Source organism: Enterococcus termitis, from assembly GCF_001730305.1.
Lineage (GTDB): Bacteria > Bacillota > Bacilli > Lactobacillales > Enterococcaceae > Enterococcus_L > Enterococcus_L termitis.
Genome location: NZ_MIJY01000005.1, coordinates 58932 through 71934 on the forward strand (window position 1 = coordinate 58932; position 13003 = coordinate 71934).

Consider the following 13003-nt stretch of genomic DNA (forward strand, 5'->3'; position numbering starts at 1 on the left):
ATTCCTAGTTCGATATCCATAATCTCATCAAAGTAGTTTTCATCATACACTGGGTTTAACCAAGGGGCTTTAGTAGAAATTGCATATAAAATAGAATTCTCAATCAGTTGCCGATTTTTACTTACATAACCTGTTGTATCCTTTTCTTCGTAGTTATTAACCGCATGATAGATTAAGTCTTCAAATGCATTAAAAAGAGGAACTTCTGAATCTTTCACATCAAAAACAGATTCATAAAACTTAGAAATAACCTTCTTAGCAATAGTTCTATTTCCTGTCCAGCTAGGTTCTTCAAACTTTTTACCATAGGTCTGCGATATATCAAATAAGTGTTTCGCCACTACTTGATCTTGCTGACTGTCAACTATCGCAATACTTTTCTGTCCTTTTCTTGGATAACGATCGATCTTTTTCCACGTATCGAAATCTGCTAAATACGTTGCATTAGGCTTTTGCTTATGAATAGATACTTTATCTATAAAACTATATTTATATAGTTGGCCACTAAATGCAAGAAAAGTTCTCCAATTATCCGAATTAGCTTTAATACTCTTCAAGCTTTCATCATAGATTTCTCGTAGATTCATTCTCACCATACTTCTTACACCTTCTTAGTCAATTTTATTATTATTGATTACCAATTTCTTGAGAGTTTTCAATTTCTACATTTTCATTCCCAGCTGCATACCCTTGGGCCAACTCCATATCTTGAATTCTGTCCAGTCTTCTACTAACACCGTCAGATAATTCTTTTTCATTAGTTAACGAAACAATTGACTCGAGCTCATTCTTTTGTTCATCAGTAATAGACCCACTATAATTGTGCATTTCAATGACCAACGTATCATACATGTTCAAATCAATTTTTTCACTAGTGTGTATTTTTTCAGTGAATCCTCTTTTTTGATTCATCAAATCTAAATATCTTAACGTTTCTATACTCATGTTTGATAGAGAATGGTCAATACGGTCAGCGTATTTTTCATAGCGATCCTTCTCATAATCAAAACCAGATTCAACATCCTCTATTAAATCCCTTAATGAGTAGTCATGATCAATTTCAAGTTTTGGAAGTCCATATCCTTGGTCCCATGCATCTTTAACGCCAACAACATATTGATTTTCTTCAAGCTCTGGATACTTTTCACTTAATTCTTTCTCATTTTCGGCATAAATGATTTCTGTGGTACTTTCTTTCCCATCCTCGATAACAGTGTAAAAGTGATCTATGTTTCTTTCCATCGCTTTGGGTAATTGTTCAGCAGCTGCAACTCCTTTTTCTGTTAATCCATATACATAATAAGTATCATTGCCTGATTCAAAACTTGAATTAGGCTCAGTAATGATTAATCCATTCTCTTGTAAAAATTCGACATCAGCTGACTTAGAAACAGCTACCTCCATACTAGGATTCCCAACTTTAGTCTCAATAGGATACGTAAGATCTTCTGAAGGAATTCCATTTTTATCAACTGTCCAAAAATCGATAGTTCCATCACTAAATTTAAGTCCGGTCAGTTGAACTTGTTCTTGCTTGTTATATCTTTTCGATTCAAATAGTTCTTCTTTTAAGTTCATTTTCAAAATCCCTTTCGTTAAAAATATCATCTTTTTATTTATACGTCAATATAAACATGTTTTTATTTACGTGAAAAAAATTTCCTGAAGGTCGGGTTTGACCTTTTTTGTCTTTTTTTATTTCAGAGTAGTGTCTGTGTCCTCAAGTGAAATATAGCTAAATTCTCTAATTTTGTAATCATTGGCTTTCACTTCTCTTTCACCCAAAAGCTTTACTTTGCTTATATTCTCAAGTTTTTTCTTAACAACATTTCCATCGCTATCTAAAATATCAAACGTTGTTTTTACTTCAGCAATCACTTGGAACTGTTTTTCATTGATTCGATGATAATAAACATCTGATGATTTATAAGTAATATTTGCATAGTTTTGATTGTTGTTATTCAGTTCCTGTACACGGATAAAGTCCTGGTATTTATCTTTTAAATTCTGCGTACTTAGCTTTTCTAAAGCTTTTTGATTGTCACCGACCTTTTCATAGGTAAAAAATGTTTTCAAAAATTCTTCCGTCGTTTGCAGGGCACTTTCCATTTCTTCATACTTTGGATTCGTTATCTCAATTATTTCGATATCCTTGGTTGAGCTATCACTTGTGGACACTTCACCAATTTCAATTGAATCATCCTGGTTCTTTTCATCACTATTTTTGTTAATAAACAAAACCGCTAGAAGAAAAATGAAAAAGATACCTGGAATAATCCACATAAATTTTTTTATCTTCATTCAATTCACCACCTTTAAGTAGTCTATTTAACTCGGTAAAAGAATACTGGAGCATAAGAATAGCCATAGTATCCTTCAAATGGGGTAACCACAACATCACCATCCTGAGGAAATCCTTTGTCGGTTGCAGGGGTACAATGAATAATTGTTTTTCCATTGTCAGTGAAAATGCCAGTATGACCATTATCTCCACCAGAAGAACCTTTAAATCCCCAAACGAAGATATCTCCAGGTTGTACATCTTCCTTAGAAATTGGCTCTAAGTACTTTCCTTCAACTGAATACAACGTATCAGTGCTTCCTAATCCAATAGGAATTCCTGCATGTTCCATTGCCCTGGTTACAAAAGCTGAACAGTCGTAGTATGGAAATGTTCCACGTGGTCCTAATTGTGTATATATGACACCTTTTCTGTGCATTGATTCAGCCCATTCAAGTACTTTTTTAGCTTTCCCACTGGCATTCAAACTGCTATTACTATTTCCATTACCACCAGATTTTGACCAAAGTAAGCTAGCTTCCGGATTTCCACCTAGCATAGTGATAAATTGTTTAATTGCTGGTACCCAATTAGCATTCAAACCCATAGGATCATTGGCAGCACCTACGGGACAATAAACACTCCCTAAAGCCTCAACTGTATGGAGTTTACGTTCGACTATTAGGTTCTTTAGTGTCCTTCCAGTTGCTTCAATCCCTTCATCCAATGTACTGTAATGGATTAGTCCCTCTGAAGTCATTTGCCCAGAAGGATTATTATGCTGCTTTATTGCAAAACTTGTTCCCCAGGCACTCTCATGAATCATAATTGAAGCAAAAATTTCAGGAGTAACACCTGCCTTTTTTGCTTCAGCAATTATCTTATCGGCCTTATCGCTAAACATATTGCACTTTTCTTTGATAATTTTTCGAAATAATTTGTCGTCAAAGCTACTATCTGAAAGTTCTGTGTCTTGCATGGCTACAGTAGCAGAATTCACGAATGGTTGTGTTATCACGGTAACAATCATTAAAAGAAAGAGTGCTGCCGACATAGCTGCTCCAACTATCAACCATTTTTTCATTACGCTTCCACAACCTTTTGAACAGTTGCTTCTCTCTGCTCATTTAGTCTATTTGTTTCTTTCAAGAGATCGTTGTAATCGAAATTTTCAATCGTCTTGTCTACTGATTTTGGAAGCTCAATGTTGATTGCGTCTAGGAACTTATCAGAGTAGCCTTCCCTAGAAAGAAATTTTTTGAAACTTGTAATGTACTCAATTCCTCCTTTATCATTATTGACACATAGAGTCAGCTTGGGTATTACTCGGGCATCACCTCCTGACAGTTTTTCATTTGCCCTCACTACCTTCCTAAAATGCGCCTCAATGGCCGCATGTTTTAATCCACTTCCAGCAACAAAGTCAATATTATGGTCACGCGGTGTTAACAGAAATTCTTTTTTATTTAGCGAAAGAAAACTCATGACTTCTATCGGTGCTTCGAATATCTTTATTTCTTCAGTTGGCATCTTGCTACTTAATGCCGCAAAAAATACCGCAGTCTTATCATTGGCTGGGTGTTGGAACAGAAAATGATCACGCTTAGGATTCATACGTTTTTCAGGTGGAATATACTGCGTACCCTTTAGTTCAATTCCAATAACATCGTTTATATCCATCGTTTCCCGATTGATCATACGGAATACACAATTTTTATGTTGATCTTGCATTAACAGTCCATTTCTTTTGAACAGATTAATAATCTCTGTATCAATCTCTCTTTCAGAACCAAGATAATGAAATACATCAGCAAATGTCTTCGAATGTTTCACTTCTTTGTCATATTCAAACTTGTCATATTGCTTCACTTGAAAGTCTTGCTCAGTCAAAATTTCGGCTTCACTACCTAATATTTCTTTCACGGCATCATTAAAGGTCATGTCATAAATTTGAATGGCAACTGAAATACAACTGGTTGTATGTCTTTCTTCTGCTCCTGTGTTAAAATGCATCATCTTTTTTCGATTATCAAATACCCAACTAGAGTGTTCCGCATGGCGATAATACTCACCCTGTTTTAGAAAAGATTCTCCCTTGGAAACCAAGAACTCTAGAATATTTGTGTTTCTTGCTTCATCCGTCTGTTTCTTAGAAAAAAACTTTTTACTCATTTAATTCCTCCTAAAATTAAAGACACCTAACAGTGTTTGTTAGGTGTCTTCTAAGTTTGATAATTCATTTCTCGAACAAGTTTTTCATATGCTTGTTCATTTCTCCACTGATCAGTTGTATCTTTCAGAACTCTCTTTAATCGATTCAGATCCTGACGTAAATTCATCTCACGTTCCCATTCCTTTTGAACTTGGCTCCATGATTTCTGAGATTCAGTTTTCACTCGTGGAGAAGTTTTTCCTTTACTCAAAACTTCACTTTCTTCGATAATTTGTTCTCTATATGAAATAGTATCAGCTTCAGGTATTCGTTCTTTAATTTGTTCATAGTATTTTTTTAGAGTGACGTCAGCATCATCAAAAAGTTCATCATAAACAGCAGATACTGAACGTTTGTCTCTCTCATCGATCAATGTGAATTCATCAGTAATTTTTTCCCATTCATCCTTGGTAGGTTTTTGTCCTTCAACTTTTTTATGAGGGTTGGCATGTACCTTCTCAAGAGCACGTTGAAAGGCTTCGTCTTCTCTTTTTATTTCAACAGCCATTGATTGTTCTTGATCTATTTCATTTAAAAAATTGAGTTCTTCATCAAATGAAAAAACTTCCTGTTCAATTTTTTCATCAATAAAAGAGACCTCATCAAATTCATCAATCAACTCCTGAATATCAGATCGACTGACATTCGCTTTTTTCTGGTTAACCTCTGTTCCAATATCCATTTCTTTTATTTGATTTAAGACTGCGTTTCCTAATCGAGTATATAGAGTTGTTCTTTTGTTTTCTTTGTCAATTCCTGTACCTCTTTTATCTCCGTATGCTTTGGATACTTCCACCGATACGTATTCCTGACGTTGAATCATTTCCTCATATATATCTGGAAATGATTCACTGATAAAGCGCTCAATGATTCTGTCCAACGGCTCTTTAAATTTGAATTGCTTTGCATAGCCATATTTTCGATACCCCTTTTGTGGAGGAAGTTTTCTAATCACATCCAGTAGATCCGCTTCATATTTTCGGATTGTCATTGACCCTTCATCTGATCTAATACCATTAATGATTTGTTTACTTAATTCATCAATTCTTGCTCTTTCCTTCTCCAAACCTAGTAACTGATTTGCAAATGCACTTTTCATAGCTTTCAGAGTTTTTCTTGAACGATATCCTTGTCTCTCACTTGTAATCTCACCCGTTTCCTCATCAACGATTTTTTTCATTTTACGAAGAGGTTTCGGCTCAACTGTTGCGACATGGACGTGAATATTGTCCGTGTTGTAATGAATTGAAGCGGTCCATATAGCCGAAGTTAGTAAACCTTCTTTATCTAACATTTTATTCATTGCTGCTCGTGTTGCGTCATGAACTTTCTTTTCATCCAGCCAATTTGTTTTTGGATCTAGATAACCATGTTCAATCAACCAATTATTATCAAATGAAAAAACATCTTGCCACATCACGCTACCATTTTCTGACGCTTCTTTAAACTGTGCTTTTAACGCCACCGTATCTTCATGTGTTAGTCGGCTAGAATCACTAGAGAACAATCGAGACGTCTTAGCTGGGTTAGCCATATACTTAACATAGTCCTCTAATGTTTCAGCTTCGTCGTTCTCATATGTGCCCTCTGTTCCCTCCTGATTTACAAATGCGGAATACTTATTGTAAGCCATATTTCGAACCGCTTCATCGCGATCCATGTAGTCCATATATTCAGAAAATGCAGCTGATCCTGGTCGAGCAAATTTACCAGTCATTACAATACCTGGGCTACTCATTATGGATTCCTACGTAATTTTTCATAATGATTAAATACTCTATTTTTTCGATCGAGTTCAACCTGATCTTCTGCTTCTATAATTATCTTGGATTTCTCTTTACTTGTTGGCCGTAGCTCAGGAAATGCTTCATAATTTTGTCTTGTGTTTTCAACTTCATACAACACATTCAGTCGTTGTTCAATGGTCCGTAAAGTCCCTTTTGACAGCCTACGTTCTTCAGATAATTGTTCTCTCAACAGATCATTTTCATTAAGCAGTGTTTGATACTTTTCAGCAAGTAGATTAACCACATCTGATTTACTACCACCATAAGCTTCAAGTAATTTATCCAATAAAGATTTTGCTTGTTGATCTGGAGTAATACTAAATCTCTCACTCATTATGACTCACATCCATTTTTATTTAGTACAATGATTGTTTCTAATTAGTTTTATTCCCAGCTTCAGCTTTCTCAATAATAGGCGGAAGATATCCTAACTCTATATTTTTCATCAGAATCTTTGTATTCAAATCCAAGTGCGCAACTATATCATCTACAATTGCTTTCATCCGTAGTTCGGCATCCAGCACCTCCGGGAACGTGCTAATGTTTCTGATAATGTAGCGGATAAACTCCGAGCGGCTCATTTCATTCAGTCGAGCGACTTCGTCGAAACGAGCAACCTCTTCATCTGTTAACCCTTCAGCTTTTACGATTGCCATCTGCTTTCTCCTCCCTGTGTTTCCCGTTACAACCCGCACCTATTATTACACTGTTCATATTTGATAATTCACTGATCAATTTCTTATTTAGCTTTGCTAGTGGAAGTTGATTTCCTTCATATTCGCCTACTGGATCTCGAACTTTTTTATATTGCTTTGTTGATCTTTTATTCTTCTGGATTTTCATATTGACATCTCCTTCGATCTAAAATGTAGTTTTCAACTACTCAATGCAAGAGCATAAGGCAAAAATGGGTCCAAATTCGGACCCAACCCGACAGTGTCGGGATTTTTTCTAGTACCATGAACACTCCTCTTTTTACAGTTTTGGTGCATACTTTGCAATTTTGGTGCAATCATTAACACTTTTGGTGCATGACATTTACTATTTTGGTGCACTACTCTTTTGAACTTACATCTGCTTTCTGCTGTTCTAACTTACTGATTTTTTCGAGTAACTCAATATTACTTTCTTTTGCAGATTCAATCTTTGTTTTTATATCTGAAATTGTTGATTTTTTAGATTGAATACGATCTTCCGCTTGCTTGATTTCCGTTGCTGTTTGATATTTTTTTTCACTTTCGATGTCAGAAATTTCATCTTCTATTGTCTTTATCTTCTTGTTGAAGTCAACAATCGCTTCTTTATTGTTTTTAATAAATTTCGTCGATTCTTCTATCTCCATGTCCAAGCATTTTATTAAATACATTGTTTCATTTTGGGGTTTCGCTTGAGTATCGATCGATACTTTTTTTCGATTAAAGTAGATTTGAGATTGTGTTATTTTCGCTTTGTCCTTTTCCTTTTTTACTCCAAAATTCTCAAACAATTTACTTGCATCTAATATTTCCACTGCTGAATCATTCTCTGAAATTTCTGCAATATCAATAATTATATTGCGCCAGTTATTTGGGATAGACGACATTTGAATAGTGTAATAGTTCTCCGTTAGTCGAATTATTTTTGCGGGAACTTCTACTTGGTTTTTCTCTTCTCCAGCAATTAAATCTAACTTAGACCTGCTCGCTAAATTACCGTTTACTTTCAAAAAAATCTCCGCATAATTCGTTTCAGGATTATATCCGCGTTCAATCAATGTAAGCGAAACAGAACTCAGACTCACTTGATTTTCAACACCAAGAGGTGTGTCAGTGGAAGCCTCTTCCGCTCCATATAAAATAGTTGGAACAGCGAATACTAGGCCTAGAATGATCGTCAATCCAAACAATAATTGATACGTGAATGACGTGTGTTCTTGAAAGAAAACCACCACACCATCAAACAAATTCTTTATCTTTATTACCATTTCACACCTCCAGTTTATCTACTAGTGTCCACCCGTAAACACCCGCTGCTCTTCTGCTGACAAATCAATTTTCATTGAAATATTTCCTTTACCTGCGATACAAAGAATTACTTCTCCCAGCTCCAGATTGGGTACTTGATCAAGCTCACTTTCTCTTAATGTACTGTCAAATGCATCTTTCAAATTCTTCTTAGAGTCAGCATCTTGGGCCATTATAAATTTGTATGTTGAAAGTTTAAATAGCTTCTTAACTTTGTCGTTAAACGCTCCTGACGCATTTTCAGAAAGGACATCTGAAATATCATGAGTAGCTATTCCAAGTCCTCCGTATGCTTTCCTAGATTCACGATCATATCTATCTAGCAAGTCGATTGCATCCATGTTCTCTTGACGGGTAATATTGTGGAATTCGTCTAACATCATCATTGTTCGAATAGCTTCTGACTCATCCTTTTGTCCTGTCTCAACTAGATATTTTTCACGCATCCCACGTTGCATACTCAAATTCCAAACTAAAAACAATAAGTTAAAAAACTGTGCGTTGAATACATCTCTTCCAAGATTCAACAACTTATCCAAGTTAAACGCCACAGATCGATAAAAATTCAAATCAATCGTTGTGTGGCGATTGAAAATTGCTGAATGGTGTTGAATCATGCTGTCAATCGTTGTTGAAATTTTGTCTAGACGTTTAGATTCAAATGGTGAAAGAGTTGTCCTAACATTCCCTTCACTGTCATACAAAAGATTGTCAACGTAAATCTGAAAATCTTCTAGTAATGGATATTGATCAGCTTCATATTGAGTGATCCGATCCATTAACATGTTGTTCTTTTTAAAGAATTGTTTGTAAAAAGAATCTAAATATTTACTTAAACCATTCTTCAAATCTGCATTGTCTTCTCCGTACATATTTATGAAGATTGTTTTTAGCTTATTCAAGTTTACAGAGTAACTATTATCTTCATCAATCTTATTCGTATCCTCATCCACAACTGTTGCAAAAATCTGAAATGGATTACTTGTTCCATTTCCTCCGGAAGCATCAACCATCAATCCGTCGTAGTGATCCATGAACGTATCATACTCTTTACTAACAACAAAATAATACGTATAATTCCCTAACAGGTGATTAGTACTTCCTAACTTTTTGAATGTTGACGACTTACCTGAACCAGGGACACCTAATAAAACAAAATTATATGAGAGTCGTTTCCTGTCCTTATGAAAAGGATCAAATATTACTAGTCCCCCTGTATTACTAATTCCAAAATACACACCTCTAGGGTCAATAAGTTGGCTATGATTTAGCGGATAACTTGTTCCTAAATCTGTAGTCGTTAATTCTTTTCCTGTTCGTCTACGACGTCTTTTTTGTGCTGTCTGAGAGCTAAAGAGAGCCTGCCACTCATACTTTTCTTCACCTAAAAAGAATCGTGCTTTATATCCCTTAAACGAAATTTTTGTATCGATTTTTTTAGCTTTTTCTCGTACTTCTTTTTTTGTTTTCCCTGGAATGTAGTATCGAATCGTAACTTCTTTGACACTTTCATTGGACGTCAGCATGTCTTGTAACAAACTTTCTAGTAAGCTTTTCTCGATTGCTGAATTCATTCGAATTTCACGATTATTTCCGTTTTTCGCGTTGTCCTCGTTATCCCCGATTCCTTTTGTAATATTCTGTTTTGTTTTGGTAGCTTCTAGGTGAGTAATATCAACTGTAGTGATTGTTCCAGGTTGACGAAAGATTGTTTCACCCCAGTAAAAGCGTTCTTTCTTGGAGTATTTAAATAAGTGATAACACCCGACATAGCCATTACCTGTTTTAACCATAAGGTCATCTTTAAAAGTAATTCCACTTTCAGGCATTACTTCACTCATGAACGATCGATCTTCACCGTTCTTGTTAATGTTTTCTTTTCTTGATATGGCATCAGTAAAATCAGGCGGGGTTTCTCCAAGATTATTTAACTGATAGATTATCATTTTTTTCTGAGACAAAGGAAGTTCATTCACATGAATAAATGTATTATTTACACTTAATACCTCACTTCTATGTCGTTCAAGTTCAGCATTATCTTTACCAAAAATTTGAATGTAAACAACATTCTGAAGAATCTTATTGTGAGCCTCGTTTAGTTCCCACACTTTGTGATCCCGTTGCTCCAATAAGTAATCAGTTTCTAATCCAGAAGAACGTTCATACATATATTCAATTTGCTTTTTTGTGTCTACAGCGTAACCCATAAAAATCAATTTAATATCTCCAGTTATCGCTCTAAACAAATTAACGAGCCCTTTTAAAGCGGCTCGTTGGTTATCTTCGGTTTCTTTCTTAATCGCATAATTTTCAAGTATCAAATAATCCGTTACACCATCTCTAGTTACAATACAATCTTCATTGTCTATCCTAATATGGTTCATTACTTTCAATACGCTGTTCGGGATATGATACTTCACTTTGATCTTCTTTTTTTTCTTTTCAGGTTCATTTATTTCTACTGTCTCGTCAACAATCATCTAATTCATCCTCCATATCGTACATAGAATCCGGAGAATAAATAGTATAATCTCGTTTGAGCAATTCTATCATTGTCTGTATATTTTTCATTCCTGGAGACACAGGAGACGGTAGCATCCACACCAACGAAAAAGCACCTAGATAAATTCTAAAAAGCATTCTCAACGGAGGATAAACCATATCTGCTAAATTCCCCATACCGAACACTACAATTAGAATAACAATCGCCAAATCTGTCAGTGAATACACACCCCGGAATTTGATTTCTGAACTAATTTTATCTGGTCGTGTGAACATTCGAATGTTCAGCTCCTATCCTTCTTTTATCTTTTTCAATTCTTTGATCTCAGCTTTAAGTTTTTGTTTTTTCAAACGATGTTGTCGATATGCTGCACCACTATTGAAGCTTTCAGAAGCTTTATCTATTCTGTTCATTCGTTGATACCTTCTTTGGTCATTCATATCATATCCTAATGTTCTATTCTTCATTTGTTGACGTAATGGATTAGTTTTATTTAATTTATACAATTCATCTTCTTTTTGACGAATTTGATCATCAATATCTAATGGCTCAGATTCTTTAGTCTCTTTTTGATTATCTTCTTTCTGTGCATTTAACGGTACTGCTGAATGATCAGGTGGCGTATCTTTTTCTTCGTTTGAACTATTCACTCCTTCATGCTTAGGAGGTTCACTTTGTTCTGCATCTGTTCCCATTTCAGACTGTGAATCAGGATTTATTGAATTATCATTTACTGAAGTGCCTTCTTCATCTGTAGGTGGCTCAGATTCATCTAAACTTTGTGAATCATCAGTTCCATTTAATCCATCTTTTTCATTATCAGGAACATCTTCCCCTGCTTCATCCGTTCCAGTTTCCGGAGAATTTTCATTGCCTCCATCCTGAGTAGCAGGTTCATTGATACCTTTGTCGAATCCATCTTCTTGCCCTTCATCTGGCTCTTCATCTTTATTCTTACTCTCTCCATTTATTCCTTTTGTCCCCTCTCCTGAATCATCTGTCAATGCATCAGCAGCAAACCCAGCACCAAATGCACCAACGTCGCTTAATGCTCCGGCTGCTGATTTGGCAACATTTCCTACAGCTTTGGAGCCAGCTCTGGCTAGTTTTGATCCTCCCAAAGCTCCGGCTACAACTGCTGCTGTTGATTTCAATCCAGCATCAATCCCTGTAACCTTAGCAAATCCGTTTGGCCCATCCATTAATGCCCAAGCAGCACCAGCCATCGCTACAATATATGTCCAAAAATCAAAGTTTAGTGATTTGATTACGGACACTGATATCAAATAGATCTGATACAAAATCGGAACATACACAATCAATGCAAGACTTCCTGCTATTTCAGAGAAAATCGCTTTGACACGCTGTAATCCCATAATATCTGCCGGAGCCGCTGTTATTAGCAACACATAATCTCCATACATTTTATTGATTATGATCGCAAACTTAAAGCTTGTAATCGTAAGTGCGACAATTGAAACAAGCATAGTCAAATATATCTGCAAAAATTTAACATTATTTCGATAATAGTTTGTTGCAAACATATCTCCTAACCAACCAGCCACTCCAGATGGTGCAGGTATATCTTGTGGAGAATCTTTTCCTTTATTGGACGTATAAATATACTTTTTCAAAGGGTCTCCATTTCCAATTTTTTCTGGCTTAGTCAGTTTTTCAGACATTTTAATTTGACGCTCACTTGAATAATTATTGAATGACTTTCCATTCTTCAATTTCCACCCATCTTCTGAAACTGCCCTTATATCGGTCGTATTATCGAGTATAATCGCCGTTCCTGGCTTTTCGAATTTCTCCGTCACACCACCAAATACACCTTGAATCATTGTTGAAGTAGTTGTAAAAAGAAATGGCAACATCATCGTAAGAATAACTACAATCAATAGGTTCATTGGAACCTCTCCCGGACTTTTTACTTTGTTCACCATTAATAAAATGAAAAATCCAACCAAAGCTAAGGTTAACAACCCCCATTTTATTGGTTCTAAGTCTTTAATTAGCTTTTCTAAAAGAGGACTATGACCAATATCTAAAAGCTTGATTAAATTACCCATAATTGAGCTGACTCCGTCCAATATACCGCCTAATCCTTTGGCAATAGACATTCCAATTTCTCTTAGCCCATCCCAAATAGGATTAGCACGTGTCAAGTAGCTATCATAGTAGTTAAGGATCTTAAGTATTTCTTTTTCTGTCATA

Annotated in this window: 12 protein-coding genes; all 12 read right to left on the reverse strand. The window is 35.5% G+C overall.

What is annotated here, in order from left to right:
- Positions 1 to 627: 627 nt before the first annotated feature.
- A complete protein-coding gene (locus BCR25_RS05065; RefSeq protein ID WP_069662531.1) occupies positions 628 to 1578 on the reverse strand; it encodes a hypothetical protein in 951 nt (316 codons plus the stop codon).
- Between the two features lie 117 nt (positions 1579 to 1695).
- Positions 1696 to 2301, reverse strand: coding sequence for a hypothetical protein (locus BCR25_RS05070; RefSeq protein ID WP_069662532.1), 606 nt, complete (start codon positions 2299 to 2301; stop codon positions 1696 to 1698).
- A gap of 23 nt (positions 2302 to 2324) precedes the next feature.
- Entirely contained in the window at positions 2325 to 3365 is a 1041-nt protein-coding gene (locus BCR25_RS05075) for a peptidoglycan amidohydrolase family protein (RefSeq protein ID WP_069662533.1), read from the reverse strand.
- Positions 3365 to 4453 carry a DUF3991 domain-containing protein gene (locus BCR25_RS05080; RefSeq protein WP_069662534.1) on the reverse strand — a complete coding sequence of 363 codons (1089 nt, stop codon included), beginning with the start codon at positions 4451 to 4453 and terminating at the stop codon, positions 3365 to 3367. Before BCR25_RS05080 ends, BCR25_RS05075 begins: the two co-directional genes overlap by 1 nt.
- A 50-nt stretch (positions 4454 to 4503) precedes the next feature.
- The gene (gene mobP2, locus BCR25_RS05085) at positions 4504 to 6231 is read right to left on the reverse strand and encodes a MobP2 family relaxase (protein ID WP_069662535.1); all 1728 of its coding nucleotides are present in this window, start codon (positions 6229 to 6231) and stop codon (positions 4504 to 4506) included.
- A complete protein-coding gene (locus BCR25_RS05090) occupies positions 6231 to 6614 on the reverse strand; it encodes a hypothetical protein (RefSeq protein WP_069662536.1) in 384 nt (127 codons plus the stop codon). Before BCR25_RS05090 ends, mobP2 begins: the two co-directional genes overlap by 1 nt.
- A gap of 40 nt (positions 6615 to 6654) precedes the next feature.
- A complete protein-coding gene (locus BCR25_RS05095) occupies positions 6655 to 6936 on the reverse strand; it encodes a ribbon-helix-helix domain-containing protein (protein WP_069662537.1) in 282 nt (93 codons plus the stop codon).
- Positions 6917 to 7123, reverse strand: a complete 207-nt coding sequence (locus BCR25_RS05100) for a hypothetical protein (protein ID WP_069662538.1) — start codon at positions 7121 to 7123, stop codon at positions 6917 to 6919. The genes BCR25_RS05095 and BCR25_RS05100 overlap by 20 nt, the downstream gene beginning before the upstream one ends.
- A 211-nt stretch (positions 7124 to 7334) precedes the next feature.
- On the reverse strand, positions 7335 to 8243 hold the full coding sequence (locus tag BCR25_RS05105; protein WP_069662539.1) for a hypothetical protein: 909 nt from the start codon (positions 8241 to 8243) through the stop codon (positions 7335 to 7337).
- Between the two features lie 21 nt (positions 8244 to 8264).
- Complete coding sequence (locus BCR25_RS05110; RefSeq protein WP_069662540.1) at positions 8265 to 10763, reverse strand: VirB4 family type IV secretion system protein; 2499 nt, start codon at positions 10761 to 10763, stop codon at positions 8265 to 8267.
- Entirely contained in the window at positions 10753 to 11061 is a 309-nt protein-coding gene (locus BCR25_RS05115; protein ID WP_069662541.1) for a DUF5592 family protein, read from the reverse strand. Before BCR25_RS05115 ends, BCR25_RS05110 begins: the two co-directional genes overlap by 11 nt.
- A gap of 15 nt (positions 11062 to 11076) precedes the next feature.
- Complete coding sequence (locus BCR25_RS05120) at positions 11077 to 13002, reverse strand: pLS20_p028 family conjugation system transmembrane protein (RefSeq protein WP_069662542.1); 1926 nt, start codon at positions 13000 to 13002, stop codon at positions 11077 to 11079.
- Position 13003: the final 1 nt, after the last annotated feature.

What these genes read in the sequence shown, in the direction of transcription:
- BCR25_RS05065 (WP_069662531.1), bottom strand. Translation starts at nt 1,578, where the DNA reads ATGAACTTAAAAGAAGAACTATTTGAATCGAAAAGATATAACAAGCAA.
- BCR25_RS05070 (WP_069662532.1), bottom strand. Translation starts at nt 2,301, where the DNA reads ATGAAGATAAAAAAATTTATGTGGATTATTCCAGGTATCTTTTTCATT.
- BCR25_RS05075 (WP_069662533.1), bottom strand. Translation starts at nt 3,365, where the DNA reads ATGAAAAAATGGTTGATAGTTGGAGCAGCTATGTCGGCAGCACTCTTT.
- BCR25_RS05080 (WP_069662534.1), bottom strand. Translation starts at nt 4,453, where the DNA reads ATGAGTAAAAAGTTTTTTTCTAAGAAACAGACGGATGAAGCAAGAAAC.
- mobP2 (WP_069662535.1), bottom strand. Translation starts at nt 6,231, where the DNA reads ATGAGTAGCCCAGGTATTGTAATGACTGGTAAATTTGCTCGACCAGGA.
- BCR25_RS05090 (WP_069662536.1), bottom strand. Translation starts at nt 6,614, where the DNA reads ATGAGTGAGAGATTTAGTATTACTCCAGATCAACAAGCAAAATCTTTA.
- BCR25_RS05095 (WP_069662537.1), bottom strand. Translation starts at nt 6,936, where the DNA reads ATGGCAATCGTAAAAGCTGAAGGGTTAACAGATGAAGAGGTTGCTCGT.
- BCR25_RS05100 (WP_069662538.1), bottom strand. Translation starts at nt 7,123, where the DNA reads ATGAAAATCCAGAAGAATAAAAGATCAACAAAGCAATATAAAAAAGTT.
- BCR25_RS05105 (WP_069662539.1), bottom strand. Translation starts at nt 8,243, where the DNA reads ATGGTAATAAAGATAAAGAATTTGTTTGATGGTGTGGTGGTTTTCTTT.
- BCR25_RS05110 (WP_069662540.1), bottom strand. Translation starts at nt 10,763, where the DNA reads ATGATTGTTGACGAGACAGTAGAAATAAATGAACCTGAAAAGAAAAAA.
- BCR25_RS05115 (WP_069662541.1), bottom strand. Translation starts at nt 11,061, where the DNA reads ATGTTCACACGACCAGATAAAATTAGTTCAGAAATCAAATTCCGGGGT.
- BCR25_RS05120 (WP_069662542.1), bottom strand. Translation starts at nt 13,002, where the DNA reads ATGACAGAAAAAGAAATACTTAAGATCCTTAACTACTATGATAGCTAC.